This window comes from Amycolatopsis sp. NPDC088138, assembly GCF_044741685.1.
In the GTDB taxonomy this organism is placed as follows: domain Bacteria; phylum Actinomycetota; class Actinomycetes; order Mycobacteriales; family Pseudonocardiaceae; genus Amycolatopsis.
Map to the genome: position 1 here is coordinate 56,474 of NZ_JBIUTB010000009.1, position 23,862 is coordinate 80,335.

Consider the following 23,862-nt stretch of genomic DNA (forward strand, 5'->3'; position numbering starts at 1 on the left):
CGTGCGCGACGCCGGTGGTGCCCGCGAGCAGATCACCAAGACCGCCGCGCGCATCCTCCAGCACCAGCGCCTCGGCCGCCGCCGAATCGCCCGCCCGCAGCTGCGGGCCCGGCCCGACTTCGGCGGCTGATCGAGGGGGCGACGGACCACGCCCTCGAACCGGCGCCGGGGCGGGGGAGTCAGGCGTGCGCGACGCCGGTGGTGCCCGCGAGCAGGTCACCAAGACCGCCGCGGGCGTCCTCCAGCACCAGCGCCTCGGCCGCCGCTGAATCGCCCGACCGTAGCTGCGGGACCGGCCCGGCCTCGGCGGCTGATCGAGGGGCCGGCGCTCGGCCAGGGGACAACGAGGTCGAGGCGGCGCGCCGGTCCGGGAAGCCAGTGCGAGACAAGGGATCGCGAGTTTCGCCGAGCCGTTGAGCCCGGCGCCGGGCCGGGGGAGTCCGGTGCCCGCGAGCAGGTCGCCGGGTGTCTTCGAGCGGCAGGGCCTCGGCCGCGGCCGAGTCGCTGCGGCGCAGGCCCGGCCTCGGCGGCTGAGTCTCACGAGTGCGCGGCGCCCGTGGTGCCCGCGAGCAAATCACCAAGACCGCCGCGGGCGTCCTCCAGCACCAGCGCCTCGGCCGCCGCCGAATCGCCCGCCCGTAGCGCTCGGACCAGCGCGCGGTGGATCGCGTAGCGCTCCATGCCGAACCGGTCGTCCGAGCTGATCAGCTCGACCAGGCGGGAACGCCGCTCCGGTGCGGAAAACACCCGCGTCTGGTCCAGCAGGCGGACGAGTACCGGGTTGCCGGCGCAGGACTCGACGACGCCGTTGAAGCGCTGCATCGCGTCGAGCAGCCGGTCCAGGTGCCGTGAGACGTCCTGCCCGGCCTGGTGGCGCTGCTTGACGAGGATGAGCAGGTCGTCGGCTTCGTCGAGGACGGCGTCGAGCTGATCGAGCTGCGCGGGTGTTGCGTGCCGGGCGGCGAAGCGGGCCACCATCCCGCGCAGGGCCACCTCGACCTCGGCGAGGTCCTGGATCGCGACGTCGCCGAACTCCGCCACCTTGACCGTCCGCGGGCCGGTGCGTTCGAGGAGCCCGTCCTGTTCGAGACGCCGGATGGCCTCGCGCACCGGCGTCGGGCTGACCGACAGCCGTTCGGCCAGCCCGCGTTCGGTGACCTTCTGGCCCGGGCGGAGCTCGCCGGTGGTGATCGCGTCGCGGAGGGCGCGGTACACGCGGTCGGCCAGCGTGTCGGTGGTGACGCCCTTCAGCGCTTCGCCCGTCATGACCGCCAGCCTAGTAGGCACCGCAAAAGTCTTTTGCAACTATTGACCATCTTGCTATAGCAAAAGTACGGTAGCGGTCGCCACCAGGGCGGTGGCGGAGGGAAGGTGCCGACGATGACACTGACCACGCCCCGCGCGCGGACGGGCCGCATCACGTTCTTCGTGGCTCTCGCGGTCTTCGCGCAGGAGTCGACGTGGAACCTCTACGACTCGCAGGTCCCGCCGCTGCTGCGCGAGCACCTCGGCAGCGCCGCGCTCATCGGGGCGCTGATGGGGATGGACAACCTGCTCGGCATCTTCATCCAGCCGTGGATGGGCAACCGCTCGGACGGCACCCGCACGGCGTGGGGCCGGCGCATCCCGTACCTCGTGGTCGGCATGCCGGTGGCGGCGGTGCTGTTCGTCCTCATCCCGCACGCCGCGGCCTCGCTGCCCCTGCTGATCCTGACGATGTTCGGCTACGCGCTGGTCGCGAACTCGTTCAAGCCGATCGCCGAGTCGCTGCTGCCGGACTTCATCGCCCCCGAGCGGCGCAGCCGGGCCAACGCCGCGGTCAAGGTCGCCTCGAGCATCACGGTGATCGTCGCGGCGCTGATCAGCCTCTTCCTGATCGACGACTTCCCGAAGCTGTCGTTCGTCATCCCGGCGATCCTGATGCTGGTGTCGGTGGCCGTGCTCGCCTGGAAGGTGCGCGACAGCCGGTCGCCGGCCTACCTCGCCGCCCTCGAGGAGGACCGTCAGGGCTCCGGGGCCCAGGCACCTCGCGTGCCGATGCGCCAGGTGCTGCTGGACATCGTCCGGGACGCCGACCGCAGCCGGCTGCTGGTCATCCTGGCCGTCTTCGCCTTCGGGAGCGCGTGGTTCGCCTCGCGGTCGCTCGTCACCAACTACGGCATGGAGGCCCTGCACCTGTCCCGCGGCGACGCGGGCGGGGTGTCGCTGCCCAGCGGGGTGGCCTTCATCGTGGCCGCCTACCCGGCCGCGCTGCTCGCCGAACGCTTCGGCCGGCTGCGGGTGATCCTGGCCGGGATGGTCGTGTTCGCCGCCGCGATGGTGCTCGGGACCGTCGCGGCGACCCCGGCCGGCACCGTCGTCGCCTTCTGCGTCGCCGCCGCGGGCGCGGCGGCGTTCATGGTCAACATGGCGGTCGTCCTGTGGAACCTCGCGCCGTCGGCCCGCGTGCTCGGGACCTACACCGGCCTCTACACCGTCGGCTGGTCGACCGGCGGGTTCGTCGGGCCGGCGCTGGTCGGCGGCATGGTCGACGTGACGGGCTGGCCGTTCATGCTCCTCGACGTCGGGGCCGTCACACTGGTCGCCGTTCTGCTGGTCGCCCGGGTCGCCGTGCTGCGCCGACGCCGCGCCGACGGGCCCGAGCTGTGAACCGCGTCCTGGTCACGACCGACTACCTCCGCCCCGGGGACGAGGTCGACGAGTACCTGCGCTCCGCCGGGCTGGAAACGGTGCACGCGCCGTTGCTCGGCCGCCGTGATCCCGGGCAGCTCGTGGCGGCGCTCGACCGGATCGACGCGGCCTTGGTCGCCGCCACCGAGCCGCTGACGGCCGAGGTGCTGGCCCGCGCACCGCGGCTGCGGGTCGTCGTGCGGACGGGCGTGGGTTACGACTCGATCGACGTCGCCGCCGCGGCCCGGCTGGGGATCAGCGTGAGCAACCTGCCCGGCGTCAACGCCAACGCCGTGGCCGAGTACACCCTCGGCCTGCTGCTCGCCGGGGCTCGGCGGCTCGTGCAGTCCGCTTCCGGCGTGGCGCAGGGGAAGTGGCCGCGCGAGGACGGTCACGAGCTGCGTGGCTCGACGCTCGGTCTCATCGGCTACGGCGCGTCCGCGCGGGCGGTGGTGCCGCTGGCTCAAGCCTTCGGCATGACGGTGCTCTGCACCACCGGCGTCCCGTCCGGTGATCCGGGCGTCCGGTTCGTCGAGCTGCCCGAGCTACTGTCCACTTCGGACTATGTCTCGGTGCACACGTCGCTCACCGAACGGACTCGCGGCCTGCTGAACGCCCAGGCGTTCCAGCTGATGAAGCCGACGGCCCTGCTGGTCAACACCGCCCGGGGCGCGATCGTCGACGAGGACGCGCTCGCCGCGGCCGTACGGGACGGCGAGATTTCCGGTGCCGTGCTGGACGTCGTGGGCGAGGAGCCGCTGCCCGCGGACAGCCCGCTTCGCGGGATCGACGGAATCGTCGTGTTTTCGCACCTGGCCGGCCAGACCGCCGAAGCGCGCCGGGCCGCCGGCCTGCGCGGAGCCGAGGAACTCGTGGCGGCCCTCGCGGGCCGGGCACGGTTCGTGGTGAACGGAGAGAAATGAGGGACCCGAAAGACATGGACACAGTGCGCGTGCTGGCCCCGAGCGGCATGCTCGGCGCCGGCTGGGACCACGCGACGGTCGAGCGCGGCATCGCCCTGGGCGCCGACGTCATCAGCATCGACGGCGGCTCCACGGACTCCGGCCCGTACTACCTCGGTGCCGCGACGGCCAAGACGACGGCGAAGGCCGTCGCGCGCGACCTGCGCAGCCTGCTGACGGCCGCGGCCGGTGCGGGCATCCCGGTGGTCGTGGGCTCCTGCGGCACGAGCGGGACCGACACCGGCGTCGACTGGGTCGCCGGGATCGCCGCCGAGGTGATGGCGGAGGAGGGGCTCGACCTGAAGGTCGCGAGGATCTACAGCGAGCAGGACGCGGCCGACCTCAAGGAGCACCTCGGCGCGGGCCGGGTGCATCCGCTGACCCCGTCGGGGGAGCTGGCGGCCGAGACCCTGGAGAGCTGCACCCACATCGTCGGCGCGATGGGGCACGAGCCGATCGTCGCGGCGTTGCGCGACGGGGCCCAGGTCGTGCTCGCCGGCCGCGCCACCGACACCGCGGTCGCGGCCGCCTACCCGCTGATGAAGGGCATGCCGCCCGGGCCGACGTGGCACGCCGCCAAGATCATCGAGTGCGGCGGGCAGTGCACCAGCAACCCGCGCGCGGGCGGCGTCCTCGCCACGATCGACGCCGGCGGCTTCACCATCGAGCCGCTCGACCCCGCGGTGGCGTGCACGCCGATCCTGGTCGCCGCCCACATGCTCTACGAGACGGCGAACCCGTTCGAGATGCGGGAGCCCGACGGCACCCTCGACGTCCGCGACGCGAAGTACGTCGCCCTCGACGACCGGATCGTGCGGGTCGAAGGCTCGCAGTTCCACGTCGCCGAGCAGCACACGATCAAGCTGGAGGGCGCGCGGATCACCGGGTACGAGACGATGTCGTTCACGGGCGTCCGGGACCCGCTGGTGCTGGCCGACATCGACGCGTGGGCGGACCTGCTGCGCGCGGTGCTCACGCAGCGGGTGACCCAGACCCTCGGCCTGGCGGCCGACGAATACGCGTTCGACCTGCGCCTCTACGGCCACAACGCGGTGCTGGGCGAGCTCGAACCCGAAAGCGGCCCGCCGCGCGAGGTCGGCGTGATGCTGCTCGTCAACGCACCCGACCAGGCGACCGCCACGGCCGTGGCCAAGATCGCCAACCCGCTGATGCTGCACCTGCCGACGATGGCGATGGACTACCTGCCGAGCTTCGCGTTCGCGTCCTCGCCGGCCGAGGTCGAGCGCGGCGCGGCCTACGAGTTCGTGCTCAACCACGTCGTCGACTGCGCGCCGCTGGACCTGTTCCGGATCGAGTTCGGGGAGAAGACCCATGCCTGAGACCACCTTGGCGGAGCTGGCCCACGAGGTCAGGTCCAAGAACGCGGGCCCGTTCTGGGTCACGATGGAGCTGTTCATGCGTGACGACCGGGGTTACCGGATCGCCGCGGACGAGTCGTTCCTCAACGAACGGGTGATCGCCCGGCTGTACCGGGTCGAGGAGAGCACGATCCAGATCTTCCGGATCCCGTCGCTCAACGTCGTCAAGATCTCGTTCCCCCGCCCGGTGAGCCAGGGATCCCTGCGGGACCGCGACATCCACGCCGGCCAGCACCACGTGCCGCTGGCCCGGCTGGTGGTCCCGCCGGTGTCCTGATCCGAGGGGTTCGTGGCCGGGTGGCAGCGGCGCCGCGCCGGTGCCGGCGGCACCATGGAAGCCGGACGGTCAGTCAGCCCGTCCGGCGGCCACGAGCGGAAAGAGCGGAAGTCATGGCAGAGGTCATCGCGGGTGTGGAGGTTCCCGAAACGGCGGCGGTCGCCGAAGCGACCCGGATCGTCCAGGAGACGACCAGCCCGCTGCTCTACCACCACTCCCGCCGCGTCTACTTCTTCAGCCGGATCCACGCCGCCCGGCTCGGGGTGACACCGGACGCCGAACTGCTCTACCTGGCCGCGATGTTCCACGACGCCGGTCTCGTGACGCCGTTTTCCGCGGCGGAGCAGCGGTTCGAGGTCGACGGCGCCGACCACGGGCGCAGGTTCCTGCTCGAGCGCGGCTTCTCCGCCGCGGCCGCCGACACCGTCTGGACGGCGATCGCCCTGCACACGACACCGGGCATCCCGGGCCGCATGGGCCCGGAGATCGCCGCCATCCACTTCGGCGTGCTGACCGACGTGCTCGGCTTCGGCCTGGGCGAGCTGGACACCGAGCAGGTGGGGGAGATCGTCGCGGTGCACCCGCGGGGCGAGTTCAAGAACGAGTTCCTGCACGCCTACTTCGACGGGCTCAAGCACCGCCCGGAGACCACGAACGGGACGGTGAACTCCGACGTCCTGGAGCACTTCCTCCCCGGTTTCCGCCGCACGACCACCGTCGAGCGCATCACCGGCTCGGCCTGGCCGAGCTGAGCCGTCCGGGCCAGGATGAACGACGTGACTCCCGAGCCGCGAAAGGAAGCGCGCTGTGCAAGCCATCACCGTACGGGACCGTGACGCCGGGGTCGGCGGGTTCACCCTGACCGACCTGCCCCACCCGCACGCCGCCGAGAACGACGTCGTCGTGCGGGTGCACGCCGCCGGGTTCACCCCCGGCGAGCTCACCTGGCCCGCCACCTGGACCGACCGGGCCGGGCGCGACCGCACGCCCAGCGTGCCCGGGCACGAGCTGTCCGGCGTGGTCGCCGAGCTCGGTTACGGCACCACCGGGCTCACCGTCGGCCAGCGGGTGTTCGGCCTCGCCGACTGGACCCGCGACGGCACCCTGGCCGAGTACACCGCCGTGGAGGCGCGCAACCTCGCGCCGCTCGCCGCCGACATCGACCACACCGTCGCCGCCGCGCTGCCGATCTCGGGACTCACGGCGTGGCAAGGGTTGTTCGACCACGGCGGGCTGGTCACCGGCCAGACCGTGCTGATCCACGGCGCGGCCGGCGGGGTCGGGTCGATCGCCGTCCAGCTCGCCCGGGAAGCCGGGGCCCGGGTGATCGGCACCGGCCGGGCCCGCGACCGCGACGTCGCGCTCGGCCTCGGCGCCGACACGTTCCTCGACCTCGACGCGGAACCGGTGGAGGACGCCGGCGAGGTCGACCTGGTGCTCGACGTCGTCGGCGGTGACGTCCTCGCGCGCTCGGCCGCGCTCGTGCGCCCCGGCGGCACCCTCGTGACCATCGCCATGCCGCCCGAGGTGCGGCCCCGGGACGGGCGCGCCGTCTTCTTCGTGGTGGAACCCGACCGGGCCCGGCTCGCCGACCTGGCTCAGCGGGTGCGCGACGGACGCCTGAAGCCCCTGGTCGGCGAAGTGCACCCGCTGACCGAGGCGGCCGAGGCGTTCAGCCGGCGCAAACGTCAGCCCGGCAAGACGATCATCCAGGTCACGAAGTAGCGCGGGCGCGCTTGCGAGGCGCCTTCCGCACACTGATCGCCGGCCACAGCACCGAAACGACCGCCTCGGGGATGTCGTCCCGGCTCTCGCCGCGGTAGAAGGCGGCGAAGTAGCTGCCGAAGCACATCGTCGCGATGGTGTGCTTGTCGATGCCGTCCTGGACGGCGCCGGCTTCCTGCAGCCGCGTCAGCACGTTCTCGACCAGGCCGACCCGGGGTTCGACGGCGTGCTCGCGGAGGATCCCGAGCAGCTCCGGCGTGCGGATCGCCTCGCCGGCGAAGTTGCCCATGAGCACCATCGCGTCCGGGTTGAAGTAGGCGGGGTCCAGGCGGCGGACGGCCTCGACGAGCGCCTCGCGCGGCTCCATGCTGCCCAGGTCCACGGTGTAGGCGTCCCGCTGCCGCCGGAAGCCGTAGTCCAGCGCGTCGACGACCAGATCGAACTTCGTGCTCCAGCGCCGGTAGAGGGTCGGGCGGCTGACCTTGGCGTCCGTGGCGATGTCGCCGATGGTCATGAGCGAGTAGCCGTCGCGGACGAGCCGCGCCCGCGTGGCCAGGATGATCGCTTCGTCGAGGGCGGAGTCGCGGGGACGTCCGCCCGGGCGGGCCTCGGCTTCTTCGCGTGCTGGCGCCATGGCTGGAGCCTAGCCGATGCGTTACAGCCGATGACTGTTAAGTTACGATACTTGACTGTAACGAAACCTCGCCTTACCGTCGGATGGACCACCTGCGGAAGGAGCCCGAGGATGACCACCACCCAGGAGCTGATCGACCGGAGCGTCCCGTTCCTCGACACCGTCAAGAACCGGACCGCCGGCGGGGAGCTGGAGACCTGGCTCAACGAGCACCACGGGCCCGGCAGCCCGCTGTACGACGACCTGGCGCGGATGATCACCGACGGCGTCCGGGAGGGCTGGGCGGCGAACATCGAGGTCGACGGCCCGAAGTACCGGCGCAGCCGGATCGCCGAACCCCGCGACGTCCTCAACTACTTCAGCGTCACCGCCGTCTACATGGACAGCGTCGAGCCCTACCGCGGGCAGTACCACCAGCACCCCTACGGCGAGCTCAACCTCGTGGTGCCGCTGGATCCCGGCGCGAAGCTGCGGGGCCCGCGCGGCTGGAGCGGGCCGGGCTGGACCGCGCCGGGGCCCGGCAGCCACCACTACCCGGAGGTCAAGGGCGGCGCCCTGATCGCGCTGTTCTTCCTGCCCGCCGGCCGGATCTCCTACGACATCACCCCGCCCGCCGAGTGAGCGCCACCGTCGAAGACGCCCTGCTCAGCCGCCGCAGCTGCCGGGCGTTCCGGCCGGACCCGGTGCCGCGGGCGGAAGTCGAGCGGCTGCTCGCGTTGGCGGCCCGGTCGGCAAGCAACTCCAACAGCCAGCCCTGGCAGGTGCACGTGCTGACCGGGGCGGCGAAGCGGGCGCTGACCGCGGACCTGCTGTGCGCGCACGACGAGGGCGCCCGGGCGGCGGGGGAGTTCGCCTACCAGCCCGGCGCGGACGAGTGGTGCGAGCCGTTCCGCTCGCGCCGCCGCCGGTTCGGCGAAGGGCTCTACGGGGACGCGCTGGGCATCGCGGCCGACGACGCCGACGGCCGCCGCGGCCACCACCGGCGCAACTACGACTTCTTCGGCGCGCCGGTCGGGATGATCCTGACGGTCAGCCGCCGGCCGCGGCAGGGCGCGCTGGTCGACGCGGGCCTGTTCCTGCAGGCCCTGATGCTGGCCGCGCGCGGCGCCGGGCTGCACACGTGCGCGCAGGCGGCGTTCCTCGACTTCCACCCGGTGCTGCGGCGGCACGTGCGGGTGCCCGGTGACCACGTTGTCGTCTGCGGGATCGCCCTCGGTCACGCCGACGACGAGCACCCGCTCGGCGCCCATCGCACCACCCGTGAGCCGGTTTCGACGTTCACGGCTTTCTACGACGGCACCGGAAATCGATCCGGCTGAGCCATTGAACAGCGCTCCCGGTCATTCGATCACGGGTGCCCGTGCTGTTTCCCTTTCCCGTGGTGTCACCCAGGTGGACGCCACCTGTTCGGGATCGCGGACGGTCACCGGTGCGGTCCCCGGACCGGGCGGTGCCGATCCCGGGGGTATTCGTGGGGGCACCGGCAAACGACCACGGATACGCGGTCGAAATCCTCGAATGGATCAGTGCACGGACGGGTGACGGGCGCGGCCGGGAATTGTATCGAAACGGCAACGGGATTCGGGTTGCCTGCCGGTCGCCACCCATTTCACCGGGTGGGACGGAGGTCCACCCCGCTTTCGTCCGGAGCGGCCGCCGCGCCGGGCGCGGACGTGGTGATCGCGTTGTCGGCGGCGAAGGCCGCGGGGTGCCCGGGAGGTGTTCTGCGAAAATGGTCAACATCGCCGCGGCGCCGACGGCGGGCGTCCGGTGCGGCGGCGTCGTTCCACCGGTGGTCAAACTCGTGCCACCGGCGGTCCGGGACCGGAGGAGCTTAGCAGAGCTGGAGCACGAGGCGGCCAACGGATGGTTAATGATCCACCAACGCCGGGCGGCGGAATCAAACGGGAACAGCATTTCCGAACAATTTTGGAAATGGATGTTTATCGCCCGGTAAGAGTGGGTAACGGGGCGGCGACTCCGGCGCTCTTCGAGCATACCCTCTTGTTTGAAAACTGTCCTGCTTCTATTATCGCCGTGTGCGACCGCTCACGGACGGTACCGAGCTGCTGGTCGGCCGGGACGGTGAGCTGTCCCGGCTGGCCGCCTGGGTGTGCGACGTGGCCGCGGGCCGGGGGCGCGCCGTGCTGGTGGACGGCGAGCCGGGCATCGGGAAGTCCGCGCTGGTCCGGGCCGGGTGCGCCGCCGCCGCCGGTGCCGGCTGCCAGGTGTACTGGGGCGCCGGTGACGAGCTGGGGCAGTCACTGCCGCTGCTGCCGCTGCTGGACGCGTTGCAGATCACGGCATCCACGCAGGATCCGCGCCGGGGCGCCATCGCCGAGCTGCTGCGGGGCCGGGCCACCGCGGGCAAGGGCACCGACCTCGCGACCGCCGCCGCCGAGCAGGTGATCGTGCTGGTGGAGGAGCTCTGCCTCGACGGGCCGGTCGTGCTGGTCGTCGACGAGCTGCAGTGGGCCGACCGCACCACGGTGGCGGTGTGGAGCCGGCTCGTCCGCTCCGTCCGGCAGCTCCCGCTGCTGCTGATCGGGGTGACCCGGCCGGTGCCGCGCCGCGACGACCTGCGCTCCCTGTTCCGGCTCGTCGGCCCGGAGGGGCGGCTGCGGCTGGGCCGGCTGGCCGAACCGGCGGTGCTCGAGCTGGTGGCCGCGCTGGCCGGCGGCAAACCGGGTGACGAGCTGGAGCAGCTGGCCGCCGACGCCGCCGGGAACCCGTTGTACCTCACCGAACTGCTCGACGCGCTGAGCCGGAGCTCGTGCCTGGACGTCGGCGACGCGGGCGTCGTGGAGCTGACCGGCGGAGCCACGCCGGACTCCCTGCCGGAGGCGATCGCGGACCGGCTGGGCTTCCTGTCCGAGGCGGCGCGGACCGTGCTGCGGGCGGCGGCGCTGCTCGGGGACGGCTTCTCGGTCGCGGACCTCGCGACGGTGACGAACTGCTCGCTCGCCGAGCTGCTGCCCGCCCTCGACGAGGCACGCGCCGCCGGCGTGCTGGTGGCGGCCGGCGACGACCTGGCGTTCCGGCACCCGTTGATCCGCAAGGCGTTGTACGACGAGATGCCGACGGCGGTCCGGATCGCCTGGCACCAGTCCGCGGCGTGGGCGCTGGCCGAGGCGAGCGCGCCGGTCGACCGGGTCGCGCGGCAGCTGCTGCCCATGGTGTCCACAACGGACAGCCGGTTGCCGGTGCCGCCCTGGGCCGTGCGGTGGCTGCTCGACGTGGCCACGTCGCTGATCGGCCAGGCACCGGCGGCCGCGGTCGCGCTGCTGCGGCGCGCGGTGCGCGACGCTCCGCTCGACGACGCCGTGACGGGCGCGCTGGCCTGCCGGCTGGCCGACGCGTACTTCGGGGTGGGCAACATCGCCCAGGCCGAGCGGATCGCCTGCCGCGCACTGGACCGCGTCCGCGACCCCGACGTGCTCATCGACCTGCACACGACGGTCCTCCAGTGCCGCGCGCTGACCGGCTGCCTCCCCGAGTCCCTCGTCGTGCTGGAAGACGCCGTGAAGCAGCCGGGGCTGCAGACCCGGCACCGGGTCCGGTTGCTGGTGCTCATCGCGCGTGCCCAGCGGGAGCTCGGCGAGGTGGACATCGCGGACCGCGTGGCCACCCAGGCGCTCGAAGAGCTCGGCGAGGTCGAAGACCGCTGGACGACCGGGTGGGCGCTGTACGTGCTGAGCATGGTCGCGATGACGCGGGGCGAGTGGACCGAGGCGCTGCCGCTGTTCGAGCGCGCCATCGTCATCGTGCGGGGCGACCCCGCGCTGATCGACCTCACCCTGCGGCTGCGCATCAACCAGTCGGTCACCTACGGCGCGCTCAACCGCTACACCGACGCGCTCGCCGCGGCCGGGCAGGCCCGTGACCTGGCCGACCGCACCGGCAGCGCCGTGCGGCTGACCCAGGTCCAGAGCGCGCTCGGGCAGCTGCTGCTCGGCGCCGGCCGGTGGGACGACGCGCTCGCCGAGGTGGACGTCATCCCGGACGACCGCAAGGACCCGAGCGTGGTGTGCTGCGACCACGGGGTCGCCGCGATCATCCACTTCCACCGCGGCGAGGCGGCCGCGGCCCAGTGGCACGTCGACGTCGCGGCGGCGTACTCGGAACGCATCGGCGACCAGGTCGTCGAACTGCTGGTGCGCGCCCGCAGCCTCGCCTTCGAGTACGCCGGCGCGCCGGACGAGGCGCTGGCCACGCTGCTCGAAGGGCTGAACGGCGAAGACGCGGGGGAGGACCTGCTCGGGGACGCCGCCCGGCTGGCCGTGGCGAACAACGACGAGCGGGCCGCCGAGGCGATCGGGGCCCGGGTCCGCGCGATCGCCGCCGAATCCACCGTCCCGCACCGGCTCGCGCTGGCGCAGTACTGCACCGGCCTGCTCGACCGGGACGCGACAGCGTTGCTGCGAGCCGCCGACGGCTACCGTGACGCGAGTCGTCCGCTCTCCCGGGCCAAGGCCCTGGAAGCCGCAGCGACCGCGTTCGCCGAGGGCCCGGCCGACGACCGCGGCTCGGCCCGGGCCGCCTTCACCCACGCTCTGGACCTCTACACGGAGCTGGGCGCGCAGTGGGACGTGGTCCGGCTGCGTGCGCGGTTCCGGGCGTTCGGCATCCGGCGTGGCCCGACGGTCAAGCACCGTCAGACCACCCACGGCTGGGACAGCCTGACCCCGACGGAGGGCAAGATAGCCGCCCTCGTCGTCGAAGGGCTGTCGAACCCGCAGATCGCGGCCCGGCTGTACCTGTCCCCGCGCACCGTCGGCACGCACGTTTCGCACATCCTGACCAAGCTCGGGGTGAGCTCGCGGATCGACATCGCCCGGGAAGCCGCCCGCCACCAGCCCGCCTCGGGCTGAGCGGCCGCACCGGCCGCCCAGCCCGAGTGTTCGAAGCAGGATGCGGGTCAAGCGCTGACCTCGGGTGCCTCCGGCTGGCGGAGCAGAGCGGTCCAGCGGGGGATCGCGGGTGCCGCCGGCCGCCGGTGCGACACGGTGACGTGGCCGCTGATCACCTGGCCGAGCAGGATCGCCAGGACCAGCAGCAGCGGCACCTCCCAGGACCCGGTGCGGGTGTGCAGCCAGCCACACGCCAGCACGCCGAACCCGGCGACCACGTAGCCCACGCCCTGGACCACGGCGGACAGCGAGAGCGAACTGTCCTTGCTGCGCAAGGAAATGGTGGTGAGGACGAAGGCGAGCGAGCCCATGCCCATGCCGGTGGCACCGGCCCAGACCCAGGGTGCGGCGGCCGGGGCGAGCAGCAGCCCGGCGACGCCGACGACGTTGGGGACGGCGAGGACGACGACGAGCAGCGTCTGGTTGTGCCACCGGCGCGTCCAGCCGGGGACCAGCCACATCATCGGCAGTCCCATCGCCATGGACAACGCGAGGCACGCGCCCGCGACCGTCGGGGAGACCCCCGCGCTGCGCAGGATTCCGGGCAGCCAGCCCATGACGAGGAACGTCACCGTCGAGATGAGTCCGAAGTGGATGGTCAGCGCGGTCGCCCGCACCGGCTTGCCCGCTATGCGCGGGGCGAGGAACTCGCCGGGCGTGCGCCGCCAGACCTGCTCGGCCAGCAGGGCCACGACGACCCAGACGCCCAAGCCGACCCGCCACGACGACGACATCACCGTCAGCGGCGTGATCAGCGCCCCGGCCGTGCTGCCCACGCCGAGCCCGAGGGGGTAGGCGGAGGAGCCGTGGGCCAGAAGGGGAAGCATGGTGCCGAGGACCGCGATGGACAGGCAGGCCAGCGTCGTCCCGGCCAGCAGCGGGATCGGCCCCCCGAGCACGCGCCCGAACAGCGACACCGCCAGCCCGGCGAGGGACACGGTGACGGTCCGGTGGGTCCCCACCCGCCCGCACAGCCACGGGGTCGCCCAGCCGCCGAGGCCGATCGCCCACAGGGGCAGGGCGACGAGGATCGCGGCGACCAGCGAACCGGCAACGGAGATATCGGGAAGAGCGGCGCCCAGGCTCGTGACGGCCGGCCGGAGATTGAGGGCCAAGATGAAGATCACTGCTGTCGAGACGGACGTAGCACGGTACATCGCTCCTCCTCGGCACCGAGGTCCGGAGCGGCAGAGCCCCGTGGAATCATGCTTCGCGATGGGGCCGTGCCAGACATCCGTCAGCTGACGGATGTACGAAGTTTTCTTGCAGCTCAAGGGATATGTTCGCCCTGGTACCCCGGCGAACGGGCATGCATCGGCACGGCCGGACGGGCCCGGCGGCGGCCTCGGGCGTGCCGGCGGACCGGCTCCTGGAGGGTCCGGCGATCGAGCGGTCCGAGGTCGAAGCCGGCGGCCGGGAGCGCCCGGTTCGGTGACAGGCGGCCGTGGGAGCGCAACGGCACCACCGTCGCCGGCAGGTCCCGCACCCGGGTGACCCACGGGCCGCGGACCTCGTGGGTGCCGAAGCCGTCGAAGGTGCTGGTGGCGATCAAGCAGCTCCCTCGGTGCGGCCGATCGGGCGGGCGGCCAGCTCGGCGAGGTGGCGCAGCGAGTTCTCGAGGTGGCCGGGGCCGAACGGCGGGAACCGGATGCCGCGCTCACGGACGAACTGCGGCACCTGCGACCAGTCGTAGGTGTGGGTGACCTCGGTCGCGGACGGGCCGAGCGGCCGGAGGTCGTAGCGCCAGATCCAGCCGCCGAACTCCGGCTCACCGCCACCCTGGGCGGACCCGGTGAGCCAGGCGATGGCCCGCGGCGCCTCGAACACGTGCACTTTGTTGACGACCTGGTAGTCGCCGTCGGGGTGGTCGGCGTGGTGCATGTCCATCCGGAAGAGCTGGCCCACCTCGGTCAGCGGCGCCCGGTCGGGGGCCTGCTGGACCCAGCCGGTGCCGTCGATCGCGCTGTGGGCCGCCGGGTCGGCCAGCACCTCGAACACCCTGGTGACGGGCACGGTGATGGTCAGGGTGGCGCTCACGGTCTCCGGGTTCACGGCCCGCTCCTCGTCGTCCCGGGGGCCCGCGTTCGGGCCCCTCGTACCAGGACTACGAACGCGCCCGGCCCGATTCGACACGGCGGCGGAAACGGTTATCCCGGTCCGCCGATCGGCAGCCGGAGACCGGTGGGGTCGGGGAGGCCGTAGCGGGTGTTGAGCACCTGCATGGCCGCGCCGGCCGCGACGACGTCCGTGCCCAGGGACGTCAGGGAAACCTCCACGGTGAGCCAGCCGGCGCCCGGGAGCTGGGTGCGCACCGCGTGTTCCACGGCTTCCCGGTAGACCTCGCCGTCGCGGAGCAGGTCGGCGCCGCCGAGGACGACGTGGCCGAGGTCGAGGGTCTGCAGCAGGTTCACCACGCCGGTCGCGAGCACGGCCGCCGCCGCGGCCGGGCCGGCCGCGCGTTCGTGGACGGCCTCCAGGCAGCCGTGCCGGCCGCACACGCACAGCGGACCGTCGAGCTGGACGACGGCGTGGCCGAACTCGCTGGCGTTGGTGTGCGCGCCGCGGTGCGCGGCCCCGCCCAGCCACAGCCCGGCCCCGACGCCGGCGTCGACCACGACCAGGGCCGCGTCCCGGAACGCGGGACCGCGGCGCCAGGCCTCGGCGGTGACCCCGGCGGTGACGTCCTTGTCCAGCACCACCGGCAGGCCCAGCCTCTTCTCGGCGAGTTCGGCGAGCGGGACGTCACGCCAATGCCGCAGCCGGTGCGCGCCGCGGACGGTGCCGGCCGCCTGGTCGAGCGGCCCGATCATGCCGATGCCGACGCCGGCCAGCACGCGTGACGGGTCCGCGCCCCCGGCCGGGACGGGCGTGGTCAGGCGGTGGTCGGCGATCAGCGTCGTGACGCCGTCGGTGAGGCGGGCCAGCAGCTGGTCCGGGGTGAAGTCGTCCGGCAGCGGGGTCACGGCGGACGCGCGGACGGCGCCGGCCAGGTCGGTCAGGACCAGGCGCAGCTCACGGCGGGTGACGTGCGCGCCGATCGCCCAGCGGCTCCCGGGGACGAGCCGGTAGACCGCGGCCGGCTTGCCGAGTGCGGGCCGGCGCACCCCGGCCGGTTCGAGCAGGCCCTCCTCGACCAGCCGGGCCAGCACCTTCGACACCGCCTGCGGGGTCAGCCCGGTGACCTCGGCGACCGTACCGCGCTCGAGGGTGGGCACGGTCCTGGCCAGCGCGATCACCAGCGCCTCGTGGTAGTCGCGCAGGAAGGCCAGGTGCACCGCGCCACCTTACCCACGGCTTCTGGTACTAACGCAACAGCGTTGCTAAAGTCGCCGGAATGGACGACCTCTCCCGACGGCGCCGCTGGGCCGCGCTGCTGTCGCTGGCCCTCGGCTCGGTCGCGATCGGCCTGACCGAGTTCGTGCCGGCAGGCCTGCTGCCGGAGATCGCGCGCAGCGTGCTCGGCGACGAGTACACCCGCAGCGAGCCCGACGCCGTCGCGCACGCCGGGTGGATGATCACCGCGTACGCGCTGGGCGTGGTCGTCGGCGCGCCGCTGATCGCCACGATCACCGCGCGGATGCGGCGCAAGCGCCTGGTGCTCGGCTTGCTGGTGCTGTTCGTGCTCGGCACCGTGGCGTCCGCGGTGGCCTCGACGTTCGGGCTGGTCCTGCTGGCCCGGTTCGCCGCCGGGCTGCCGCACGGCGCGTACTTCGGGGCGGCCGGGCTGCTGGCGGCGACCCTGATGGGGCCGGGCAGCGAGGGCCGGGGTTTCGCGGTGGTGCTGAGCGGGCTGACCGTCGCCAACGTCGGCGGGGTCCCGGTGATCACGCGGCTCGGGCAGGCCGCGGGCTGGCGGACGGCGTACCTGGTCATCGCCGGGGTGTTCCTGCTCGCGCTGCTGGCCGTGGCGGCCACGGTGCCGGACGCGCCGGCCTCGGGCGGCTCCCCGGCCGACGAGCTGCGCGCGCTGCGCCGGCCGCAGGTGTGGCTGGTCGTGGCGACCGCCTCGATCGGGATCGCCGGGTTCTTCGCGGTGGACAGCTACCTCGCGCCGATCACGACGTCGGTCACCGGGCTCTCGCCCGGCTCGGTCGCGTGGGTGCTCGTCGCCGTCGGGCTCGGCATGACCGCCGGCAACGTGCTGGGCGGCTGGTACGCCGACCGGGACCTGCGGCGGGCCATGGTGGCGGGCTTCGCCGCGGTGATCGCCGCGAACGTCTACTTCGGACTGACGGCGGGTTCGGCGTTCGGGCTGTTCACCGGCGCTTTCCTGATCGGCGCGACGATCCTGTTCCTCGGGCCGGTGCTGCAGGCGCGGCTGATCGCGGTGGCGCCCGGTGCCCAGCTGATGGGAGCGGCGCTCAACCAGTCGGCCTTCAACGCGGCCAACAGCCTCGGCGCGGCGCTGGGCAGTGTCGTCATCGCGGCCGGTCTCGGCTACCGCGCCACGGCGTGGGCCGGGGTCGTGGTGAGCGCGCTCGGGCTCCTGCTGGCGGTGGCCGGCCTGACGTTCGAGCGCCGCCGTTCCCGCAGGTCACCGGCGGCGCAGACCGCGGCGTGAGGCGGCGCGGATCCGGCGGGGCGGTGGACAGCGCCCTCCGGACGTGCTGGGCTGGGGGTCAGCCGGACTGGGGCGGTCGGGGATTTTCCGCCCCTCGACGTCGAGGAGCGCGGCCCTGAGCCTCATCGAGTACCTCCGCGAGAACTGGATCGACGTCGTGAACGACGCGATCCTGCACGTGGACCTCACCCTCGCGGCGATGGCGCTGGCCGTGCTGGTCGGGATGACGATCGGCCTGCTCACCTACCGCCGCCGGTGGCTCGGCTCGATCGCGACCACGACGACCGCGGCGTTCCTGACCATCCCGTCGATCGCGCTGCTGGGCATCCTGATCGGGCCGTTCGGGCTGGGACTGACGAACGTCCTGTTCGCACTGGTGCTCTACGCGCTCCTGCCGATCACCCGCAACACGATCGTCGGGCTGCGCGGCGTCGACCCGGCCGTGGTGGACGCGGCACGCGGGATGGGGCTCGGCCGCGTGCGGCTGCTGTGGCGCGTGCGGCTGCCGCTGGCCTGGCCGGTGATCCTCTCCGGCATCCGGGTCTCGACGCAGATCACCATCGGGATCGCGGCGATCGGCGCGTACGTCAAGGGGCCCGGGCTCGGCAACGAGATCTTCGACGGCCTCGGCCGGTTCGGCTCGGTCAACTCCCTGAACCAGGTGCTGACCGGGACGCTCGGGATCATGGTGCTGGCGCTCCTGTTCGACCTGGCGTTCGTGGCGCTCGGCAAGCTCACCACGTGGCGGCGTCCGCGTGCCCGCGAAGAGGCGGCCCCGGCGCAGGTCGTGGGCACCGCCGGCGAGACGATCGAGCTGCTGGACGTCGCCAAGCGCTACCCGGGGCAGGCGGTGCCCGCGGTCGAGGGCCTCACGATGCGCATCCCGGCCGGCGAGATCGTCGTGCTGACCGGGCCGTCAGGCTGCGGCAAGACGACGACCATGCGGATGATCAACCGGCTCGTCGAGCCGACGTCGGGGGCCGTCACGATCGGCGGCACCGACGTCGCCGCGCTCGACCTCGACGAACACCGCCGCCACACCGGCTACGTCATCCAGCAGGTCGGGCTCTTCCCGCACCTGCGGGTGGACGCCAACATCGGCGTGGTGCCGCGGGTGCTCGGCTGGAGCAGGCGGCGCGTCGCCGGGCGCGTGCGCGAGCTGCTCGACGTCGTCGGCCTGACCCGCGAGCACGGCACCCGCTACCCGCGGGAGCTCTCCGGCGGCCAGCAGCAGCGGGTCGGCGTGGCGCGGGCGATGGCCGCGGACCCGCCGGTGATGCTGATGGACGAGCCGTTCGGCTCTGCCGACCCGATCACCCGCGCCCGGCTGCAGGACGAGTTCCTGCGCCTGCAACGGGAAGTGCGCAAGACGATCGTGTTCGTCACGCACGACTTCGACGAGGCCCTCAAGCTCGGCGACCGGATCGCGGTGCTGCGGCCGCGTTCGGTGCTCGCGCAGTACGACACGCCGCAGGCGATCCTCGCCGCGCCGGCCGACGACTACGTCGCGTCGTTCGTCGGCTCGAAGCGGAATCTGAAACGGCTCGCGCTGATCCGGGTGGCGGACCTGGACCTCCGGCCCGCCGAGGCGGACGGGCTGCCCGCCGTCTCGCGCGAGGCCACCCTGCGGGACGCGCTGGACACGATGGTGCGCACCGGAAGCACCGCGGTACGGGTGAGCGAGGACGGCACCGTGTGTGACGTGCCCAGCCTCCTCACCGCGCTCCGGCCCGCCGAAGAGACGCCTCCGGTCCCGGACATCGTCGAGACGCCCCGCCCGGACGTCGTGACGCCCGCACGGCCGAGCCGGCGTCGCCTCGGGCTGCTGGTGCGCCCGGTGCTGCTCACCCTCGGCCTGCTGGCGCTGGTCCTGCTCGTGCGCGCGCACCCGGCCGACTCGATCGAACAGCGTTACCTCAACGCCGACGAGATCTTCACCGAGCTGGGCGCGCACCTGCGCCTCACGCTGATCTCGACGGTCTGCACGATCGCCATCGCGCTCCCGCTCGGCGTCCTGCTGACCCGCCCCGGCGCCCGGTGGGCCCGGCCGATCGGGCTGGGCCTGGGCAACCTCGGCCAGGCGATCCCGTCGATCGGGCTCGTCGTGCTGCTCGCGCTCTGGGTCGGCACCGGAACGGGCACGGCGGTGACCGCGCTGGTCGTCTACGCGACGTTGCCGGTGCTGCGCAACACGATCGTCGGGCTCGACGGCGTCGACCCGACGCTGGTCGACGCCGCGCGGGGGATGGGCATGACGCGGACGTCGATCCTGTGGCGGATCGAGCTGCCGCTGGCCGTCCCGGTGATCCTCGCCGGCATCCGCACGGCGCTGGTGCTCACGGTCGCGAGCGCGACGCTGGCGACCTTCATCGACGGCGGCGGTCTCGGCGGCGGTCTCGTCGCCGGGATCGGCCTCTACCGCCCGATCCTCAGCCTGACCTTCGGCATCGTCGTCGCCGCGCTGGCGCTCTTCGCCGACTGGCTGGGCCTGGTGGCCGAGGAGATCCTGCACCCGCGCGGTATGTAGCCCGACCCACTCAAGGAGGCTCCACCCATGCTCCAGCGCACGACAGCCGCCGTCCTCGCGCTCGTCGCGGTGTTCGCCGCGGGGTGCACGATCGGCAAGGACGACGCCGGCACCCAGGTGGGCGCCGGGTCCATCAAGAAGATCGACGCGCTGAGCGGGGCGCAGATCCGGGTCAGCTCCAAGGAGTTCGACGAGCAGCTGCTGCTCGGCCAGATCGCGCTCGTCGCGCTGCAGGCGGCCGGGGCGAGCCCTCAGGACAAGACCAACATCACCGGCTCGACCAACGTCCGGCAGGCGCTGACCAGCGGCGCGGTCGACCTGTACTGGGAGTACACCGGCACCGCGTGGGTCAGCTACCTCAAGCAGACCACGCCGATCGCCGACCCGCAGGGGCAGTACGACGCGGTCAAGAAGGCCGACGCCGCCAACGGCGTCACCTGGTGGGCACGCTCGCCGGCCAACGACACCTACGCACTGGCGGGCAACCCGGCCGCGGTCGCCAAGGCCGGCGTCAAGACGATCTCGGACTACGCGGCGCTCGCGAAGAAGGATCCGGCGGCGGCTTCGACGTGCATCGGCTCGGAGTTCAAGAGCCGGGACGACGGTTTCCCCGGCGTGGAGAAGACCTACGGGTTCACGCTGCCCGAAGCGCAGGTGCACGTGCTCAACGACGCCGTCGTCTACCCCAGCATCGGCAAGGGCGACCCCTGCGCCTTCGGCTCGGTCGCCTCGACCGACGGGCGCGTCGCCGGGCAGAAGCTGGTCGTCCTCGACGACGACAAGCACTTCTTCCCGACGTACAACCCGGCCATCTCGATCGCCTCCGCGGTCGCCCAGAAGTACCCGCAGCTGGAGCAGGTCTTCACGCCGATCGCCGCGAAGCTCGACACCGCGACGCTCACCGACCTGAACAAGAAGGTCAGCGTCGACGGGCAGAAGCCCGCCACGGTGGCCCACGACTGGCTCAAGACGGCGGGCTTCATCAGCTGACCGGCGGATGAGTGAACGGGCTGCCCGCGGGGAAACCGGGCCTGACGACGTCAGAACGGGAGCAGCCCATGAGTGCCGAGGACAACCAGATCGTCACCGACATCGCCAAGAAGGTCGGCACGGCGATGATCACCACCCGCCAGGCCGACGGCAAGCTGGTGAGCAGGCCGATGACCGGCCAGCGGGTGGAGTTCGACGGGACGGCGTGGTTCTTCGTCTCGAGAAGCGCCGACATGGTCGCCGAGATCGCCCGCGACAGCCAGGTCAACGTCGGCTACGCCGGCTCCGGATCCTGGCTTTCGCTCAGCGGGGCCGCGTCGGTGGTGGACGACGTCGCCCGGAAGAAGGCGCTGTGGAACGAGTTCGTCGAGGCCTGGTTCCCGGGCGGCCCGGAAGACGCGGAGGTCGTGCTGCTCAAGGTGGACACCGGCTCGGCCGAGTACTGGACCGCACCCGGCGGCAAACCGCGGGCGCTGTTCGAGATGGCCAAGGCGCGGGTCACCGGATCGGCACCCGAACCCGGCGGCAACAAGGCCGTCGACCTGTAGGACGGACGCATGAGGGTACTGGTCACCAACGACGACGGTATCGGCTCGCCGGGGCTGCACGCCCTGGCCCGCGGGGCGCGGGAGCACGGCTGGGACGTGGTCGTCGCCGCGCCGGCCGAGGAGGCGAGCGGGACGAGCGCGGGCCTGACGGCGGCGGGCGACGTGCGGCGGGTGGCCGTCGAGCGGCTCGAACTGCCTGGCCTGCCAGGGGTTCCCGGGTACGCCGTCGCCGCGCACCCGGGGCTGATCGCGCTGGTGGCGGCGCACGGGGCGTTCGGGGAGCCGCCGGCGGTGGTGCTGTCCGGGGTGAACCGCGGCGCGAACATCGGCCGGGCGATCCTGCACTCGGGCACCGTCGGGGCGGCGCTCACCGCGTCGATCAACGGCGCCCGCGCGCTGGCCGTCTCGCTCGACGTCGAACCGGACGACGAGCGGCCGTACTGGGACACGGCGGTCACGGTGGCCGCCGCGTGGTTCGACCGGCTCGCCGCCCTCCCGGCGGGGACGGTGCTGAACCTCAACGTGCCCAACACACCCGAGGCGGGGGAAGCGCAACGAGCCGGCCTGGCCGAGTTCGGTGCCGTGCAGAGCAGCGTCCGGGACGACGGTGCCGGCACGATCGCCTTGACCTCGGTCGTGGTGGAAGGTGAGCTGCCGCCGGGGAGCGACGCGGCCCTGCTGGCCGAGGGCCACCCGACGATCACGGCACTGCGGTCGGTCGCCGAAGACCCCGGTGTCAACCTGTGAAGCCCGGCCCGTTTCCCGCCGCCGCAACGGGGTAAACCCCCCGGCGACGAGGCAGGAGTGGTGCCGGTGCGCAGGCGAGGCGAAGAACCCGATGGCCCGACCGAGTTGTCCCGGCGGTCGTGGTGGGAAGTGCTCAAGCGCACCGTCCACCAGTTCGGCCGGGACAACCTCACCGACTGGGCCGCCGCGCTCACCTACTACGGGGTGCTGTCGATCTTCCCCGGCCTGGTGCTCTTGACGGCTCTGCTGGGCCTGCTCGGGCCCAGCGCGACGCAGACCTTGATCGACAACGTCAACCAGGTCGTGCCCGGTCAGGGCCGCGAGATCCTGGTCGGCGCGATCAAGGAGCTGTCCGGCTCCCGCGGCCTCGCCGGGCCGGTGGCGATCTTCGGCCTGCTCGGCGCGCTGTGGTCGGCGTCCGGGTACGTCGGCGCGTTCATGCGGGCCGGCAACGCGATCTACGGCATGCCGGAAGGCCGCCCGGTGTGGAAGGTCCTGCCCCTGCGGATCCTGCTGACGGTCGGGATCGTGGCGCTGCTGGGCGCGTGCGCGCTCGGCGTCGTGGCGACGGGCACGGTCGCGCGCCGGCTCGGCGACCTGGTGGGCATCGGGTCGACGGGCGTGCTGGTGTGGGAGATCGCGAAGTGGCCGGTGATCGCGATCCTGGTCAGCCTGGCGTTCGCGTTGCTGTACTGGGCCGGCCCCAACGTGCGGCAGCCGGGCTTCAAGTGGCTGACGCCGGGCGGGCTGCTGGCCGTCGTGCTGTGGGCGCTGGCGTCGGCCGGGTTCGCCGTGTACGTCGCGAACTTCGCTTCCTACAACAAGACCTACGGTTCGCTGGCCGGGGTGATCGTCTTCCTGGTGTGGCTGTGGATCTCGAACCTCGCGGTGCTGCTCGGCGCCGAGCTGGACGCCGAGCTCGCCCGCGGCCGCGGCATCGAAGGCGGCCAGGACAGCGAGGACGAGCCGTTCCTGCCCCCGCGTGACACGAAGGCGATGGACGCGGACGAGGTCGCGGAGGTGACCGAGGAGACCGAGCGAACCTGACGCGGGGAACCGGCTACGGCCCGACCGGCCGGTCCGCGGTGAACGCCGTCCACAGCTGCCGGGCCGCGTCGCGAGCCGGGTGGTCGGGGGTGATCGGGATCGTCCCGTCGGGTTGCCGGACGGGAACCTGGCCGAGGTGCTCGACGAGGGCGACGGCGAGGTCGCGGACCTTGACGTTGAACTCCTGGCTGGTGCGGCGCAGCGTGTTCCAGGCTTCCTCGGCGCCGCAGCGGCGCAGCGCGGTGATCGCGCCCTTGGCCTGCTCGATCGCGGCGCGGGAGGCGAGCATGGCCAGCACCTGGGCCGAGTCGCCGGCGGCCGCGGCTTCGGCGACGACCAGCAGGTCGGCGGTGAGCTTCTCGTAGCGGGCCAGCACCGCGCGCACCTCGGGGCCGACGGGCCCGTCGAGCACGGCGGAGAGCACGAGCGTGCCGCCGTCGTCCCAGGGGCCGGGGAACGCGACGACGCCACGCACCCGTCTCCACCGGTCGGCGAGCTCGGGGTGGCTCTTGGCGAGGGCCTCCCGGCGCAGGCCGGGCCAGCGCGGGTCCGAGAAGAGGTCGTCGGTGGTGACGACGTCGCCGGTGGCGGCCGCGTCGGCGATCGGGCCGCCGTGGCGCACCTCGGCGGGGGCCAGGCGTTCGGCGACGCCGTGGGTGGCCAGGACCGACAGCGGACCGCCGTCGTGCCCCGTGGTGAGGGCCGCGCCGACACAGCCGGGGATCTCCGCGGCGATGCGGTCCAGCAGCTCGGTCAGCAGCTGGTTGAGGGGCTTCCACCGATCGGATGCGTCGACCAGGGTGTGCGTCACGGGCTCCTACCTCCGGCTGGCAACGGTGTTTCGGACGCGTTCAATTCTGCCCGAAGCACGGCGGTTCTTCTCGC

General features: G+C 72.8%; 24 protein-coding genes. 16 read left to right on the top strand and 8 right to left on the bottom strand.

Annotated features, from left to right (window positions below; translation table 11 throughout):
- The first annotated feature begins 1 nt into the window (after window position 1).
- Complete coding sequence (locus ACIOD2_RS44675) at window positions 2–130, top strand: hypothetical protein (RefSeq protein ID WP_400551669.1); 129 nt, start codon at window positions 2–4, stop codon at window positions 128–130.
- Window positions 131–179: 49 nt separating this feature from the next.
- Here ACIOD2_RS44675 and ACIOD2_RS44680 read toward each other — a convergent pair whose 3' ends face one another.
- Window positions 180–344, bottom strand: coding sequence for a hypothetical protein (locus ACIOD2_RS44680; RefSeq protein ID WP_400551670.1), 165 nt, complete (start codon window positions 342–344; stop codon window positions 180–182).
- Window positions 345–537: 193 nt separating this feature from the next.
- Window positions 538–1,266 carry a GntR family transcriptional regulator gene (locus ACIOD2_RS44685; RefSeq protein WP_400551671.1) on the bottom strand — a complete coding sequence of 243 codons (729 nt, stop codon included), beginning with the start codon at window positions 1,264–1,266 and terminating at the stop codon, window positions 538–540.
- 114 nt (window positions 1,267–1,380) lie between these two features.
- On the opposite strand from ACIOD2_RS44685, the gene ACIOD2_RS44690 reads away from it, so the two are divergent.
- The 6 genes from ACIOD2_RS44690 to ACIOD2_RS44715 all read left to right on the top strand — a co-directional run bounded on the left by ACIOD2_RS44690 (window position 1,381) and on the right by ACIOD2_RS44715 (window position 7,013).
- On the top strand, window positions 1,381–2,649 hold the full coding sequence (locus tag ACIOD2_RS44690) for an MFS transporter (RefSeq protein WP_400551672.1): 1,269 nt from the start codon (window positions 1,381–1,383) through the stop codon (window positions 2,647–2,649).
- A complete protein-coding gene (locus ACIOD2_RS44695; protein ID WP_400551673.1) occupies window positions 2,646–3,593 on the top strand; it encodes a phosphoglycerate dehydrogenase in 948 nt (315 codons plus the stop codon). The genes ACIOD2_RS44690 and ACIOD2_RS44695 overlap by 4 nt, the downstream gene beginning before the upstream one ends.
- A 14-nt stretch (window positions 3,594–3,607) precedes the next feature.
- Window positions 3,608–4,972 carry an acyclic terpene utilization AtuA family protein gene (locus ACIOD2_RS44700; protein WP_400551674.1) on the top strand — a complete coding sequence of 455 codons (1,365 nt, stop codon included), beginning with the start codon at window positions 3,608–3,610 and terminating at the stop codon, window positions 4,970–4,972.
- Window positions 4,965–5,288 (top strand): DUF4387 domain-containing protein, encoded by a 324-nt coding sequence (locus tag ACIOD2_RS44705; RefSeq protein WP_400551675.1) that lies wholly within the window; start codon window positions 4,965–4,967, stop codon window positions 5,286–5,288. Before ACIOD2_RS44700 ends, ACIOD2_RS44705 begins: the two co-directional genes overlap by 8 nt.
- A gap of 113 nt (window positions 5,289–5,401) precedes the next feature.
- Window positions 5,402–6,040 carry an HD domain-containing protein gene (locus ACIOD2_RS44710; protein WP_400551676.1) on the top strand — a complete coding sequence of 213 codons (639 nt, stop codon included), beginning with the start codon at window positions 5,402–5,404 and terminating at the stop codon, window positions 6,038–6,040.
- A 55-nt stretch (window positions 6,041–6,095) separates the two neighbouring features.
- On the top strand, window positions 6,096–7,013 hold the full coding sequence (locus ACIOD2_RS44715) for an NADP-dependent oxidoreductase (protein ID WP_400551677.1): 918 nt from the start codon (window positions 6,096–6,098) through the stop codon (window positions 7,011–7,013).
- On the opposite strand, the gene ACIOD2_RS44720 is transcribed toward ACIOD2_RS44715, so the two are convergent.
- Window positions 7,003–7,647 (bottom strand): TetR/AcrR family transcriptional regulator, encoded by a 645-nt coding sequence (locus ACIOD2_RS44720; protein ID WP_400551678.1) that lies wholly within the window; start codon window positions 7,645–7,647, stop codon window positions 7,003–7,005. The two genes, ACIOD2_RS44715 and ACIOD2_RS44720, sit on opposite strands and share 11 nt — an antisense overlap.
- 111 nt (window positions 7,648–7,758) lie before the next feature.
- On the opposite strand from ACIOD2_RS44720, the gene ACIOD2_RS44725 reads away from it, so the two are divergent.
- The 3 genes from ACIOD2_RS44725 to ACIOD2_RS44735 all read left to right on the top strand — a co-directional run bounded on the left by ACIOD2_RS44725 (window position 7,759) and on the right by ACIOD2_RS44735 (window position 12,518).
- Window positions 7,759–8,268 (top strand): DUF4863 family protein, encoded by a 510-nt coding sequence (locus ACIOD2_RS44725; protein WP_400551679.1) that lies wholly within the window; start codon window positions 7,759–7,761, stop codon window positions 8,266–8,268.
- Complete coding sequence (locus ACIOD2_RS44730) at window positions 8,265–8,966, top strand: nitroreductase (protein ID WP_400551680.1); 702 nt, start codon at window positions 8,265–8,267, stop codon at window positions 8,964–8,966. The genes ACIOD2_RS44725 and ACIOD2_RS44730 overlap by 4 nt, the downstream gene beginning before the upstream one ends.
- A gap of 720 nt (window positions 8,967–9,686) precedes the next feature.
- On the top strand, window positions 9,687–12,518 hold the full coding sequence (locus ACIOD2_RS44735) for an AAA family ATPase (protein WP_400551681.1): 2,832 nt from the start codon (window positions 9,687–9,689) through the stop codon (window positions 12,516–12,518).
- Window positions 12,519–12,565: 47 nt separating this feature from the next.
- Here ACIOD2_RS44735 and ACIOD2_RS44740 read toward each other — a convergent pair whose 3' ends face one another.
- The 4 genes from ACIOD2_RS44740 to ACIOD2_RS44755 all read right to left on the bottom strand — a co-directional run bounded on the left by ACIOD2_RS44740 (window position 12,566) and on the right by ACIOD2_RS44755 (window position 15,832).
- Window positions 12,566–13,714, bottom strand: a complete 1,149-nt coding sequence (locus ACIOD2_RS44740) for an MFS transporter (RefSeq protein ID WP_400551682.1) — start codon at window positions 13,712–13,714, stop codon at window positions 12,566–12,568.
- 113 nt (window positions 13,715–13,827) lie between these two features.
- A complete protein-coding gene (locus ACIOD2_RS44745; RefSeq protein WP_400551683.1) occupies window positions 13,828–14,109 on the bottom strand; it encodes a hypothetical protein in 282 nt (93 codons plus the stop codon).
- A complete protein-coding gene (locus ACIOD2_RS44750; protein WP_400551684.1) occupies window positions 14,106–14,609 on the bottom strand; it encodes a polyketide cyclase in 504 nt (167 codons plus the stop codon). Before ACIOD2_RS44750 ends, ACIOD2_RS44745 begins: the two co-directional genes overlap by 4 nt.
- A 95-nt stretch (window positions 14,610–14,704) precedes the next feature.
- Window positions 14,705–15,832: an ROK family protein gene (locus ACIOD2_RS44755; protein ID WP_400551685.1), complete on the bottom strand. Its 1,128-nt coding sequence runs from the start codon at window positions 15,830–15,832 to the stop codon at window positions 14,705–14,707.
- A gap of 59 nt (window positions 15,833–15,891) precedes the next feature.
- On the opposite strand from ACIOD2_RS44755, the gene ACIOD2_RS44760 reads away from it, so the two are divergent.
- From ACIOD2_RS44760 to ACIOD2_RS44785, 6 genes are all read left to right on the top strand, one after another.
- Complete coding sequence (locus ACIOD2_RS44760) at window positions 15,892–17,118, top strand: MFS transporter (RefSeq protein ID WP_400551686.1); 1,227 nt, start codon at window positions 15,892–15,894, stop codon at window positions 17,116–17,118.
- A gap of 157 nt (window positions 17,119–17,275) precedes the next feature.
- Window positions 17,276–19,645 carry an ABC transporter permease subunit gene (locus ACIOD2_RS44765; RefSeq protein ID WP_400551687.1) on the top strand — a complete coding sequence of 790 codons (2,370 nt, stop codon included), beginning with the start codon at window positions 17,276–17,278 and terminating at the stop codon, window positions 19,643–19,645.
- A 27-nt stretch (window positions 19,646–19,672) separates the two neighbouring features.
- Complete coding sequence (locus ACIOD2_RS44770) at window positions 19,673–20,635, top strand: glycine betaine ABC transporter substrate-binding protein (RefSeq protein WP_400551688.1); 963 nt, start codon at window positions 19,673–19,675, stop codon at window positions 20,633–20,635.
- Window positions 20,636–20,703: 68 nt separating this feature from the next.
- The gene (locus tag ACIOD2_RS44775) at window positions 20,704–21,183 is read left to right on the top strand and encodes a pyridoxamine 5'-phosphate oxidase family protein (protein ID WP_400551689.1); all 480 of its coding nucleotides are present in this window, start codon (window positions 20,704–20,706) and stop codon (window positions 21,181–21,183) included.
- A 9-nt stretch (window positions 21,184–21,192) separates the two neighbouring features.
- Window positions 21,193–21,930, top strand: a complete 738-nt coding sequence (surE, locus tag ACIOD2_RS44780) for a 5'/3'-nucleotidase SurE (protein WP_400551690.1) — start codon at window positions 21,193–21,195, stop codon at window positions 21,928–21,930.
- 60 nt (window positions 21,931–21,990) lie between these two features.
- Window positions 21,991–22,977 carry a YihY/virulence factor BrkB family protein gene (locus ACIOD2_RS44785; protein ID WP_400551691.1) on the top strand — a complete coding sequence of 329 codons (987 nt, stop codon included), beginning with the start codon at window positions 21,991–21,993 and terminating at the stop codon, window positions 22,975–22,977.
- A 13-nt stretch (window positions 22,978–22,990) separates the two neighbouring features.
- Here ACIOD2_RS44785 and ACIOD2_RS44790 read toward each other — a convergent pair whose 3' ends face one another.
- Complete coding sequence (locus tag ACIOD2_RS44790) at window positions 22,991–23,788, bottom strand: ANTAR domain-containing protein (protein ID WP_400551692.1); 798 nt, start codon at window positions 23,786–23,788, stop codon at window positions 22,991–22,993.
- Between the last annotated feature and the right edge of the window lie 74 nt (window positions 23,789–23,862).

What these genes read in the sequence shown, in the direction of transcription:
- ACIOD2_RS44685 (WP_400551671.1), bottom strand. Translation starts at nt 1,266, where the DNA reads ATGACGGGCGAAGCGCTGAAGGGCGTCACCACCGACACGCTGGCCGAC.
- ACIOD2_RS44690 (WP_400551672.1), top strand. Translation starts at nt 1,381, where the DNA reads ATGACACTGACCACGCCCCGCGCGCGGACGGGCCGCATCACGTTCTTC.
- ACIOD2_RS44700 (WP_400551674.1), top strand. Translation starts at nt 3,608, where the DNA reads ATGGACACAGTGCGCGTGCTGGCCCCGAGCGGCATGCTCGGCGCCGGC.
- ACIOD2_RS44705 (WP_400551675.1), top strand. Translation starts at nt 4,965, where the DNA reads ATGCCTGAGACCACCTTGGCGGAGCTGGCCCACGAGGTCAGGTCCAAG.
- ACIOD2_RS44710 (WP_400551676.1), top strand. Translation starts at nt 5,402, where the DNA reads ATGGCAGAGGTCATCGCGGGTGTGGAGGTTCCCGAAACGGCGGCGGTC.
- ACIOD2_RS44720 (WP_400551678.1), bottom strand. Translation starts at nt 7,647, where the DNA reads ATGGCGCCAGCACGCGAAGAAGCCGAGGCCCGCCCGGGCGGACGTCCC.
- ACIOD2_RS44725 (WP_400551679.1), top strand. Translation starts at nt 7,759, where the DNA reads ATGACCACCACCCAGGAGCTGATCGACCGGAGCGTCCCGTTCCTCGAC.
- ACIOD2_RS44740 (WP_400551682.1), bottom strand. Translation starts at nt 13,714, where the DNA reads ATGTACCGTGCTACGTCCGTCTCGACAGCAGTGATCTTCATCTTGGCC.
- ACIOD2_RS44760 (WP_400551686.1), top strand. Translation starts at nt 15,892, where the DNA reads ATGGACGACCTCTCCCGACGGCGCCGCTGGGCCGCGCTGCTGTCGCTG.
- ACIOD2_RS44770 (WP_400551688.1), top strand. Translation starts at nt 19,673, where the DNA reads ATGCTCCAGCGCACGACAGCCGCCGTCCTCGCGCTCGTCGCGGTGTTC.
- ACIOD2_RS44775 (WP_400551689.1), top strand. Translation starts at nt 20,704, where the DNA reads ATGAGTGCCGAGGACAACCAGATCGTCACCGACATCGCCAAGAAGGTC.
- surE (WP_400551690.1), top strand. Translation starts at nt 21,193, where the DNA reads ATGAGGGTACTGGTCACCAACGACGACGGTATCGGCTCGCCGGGGCTG.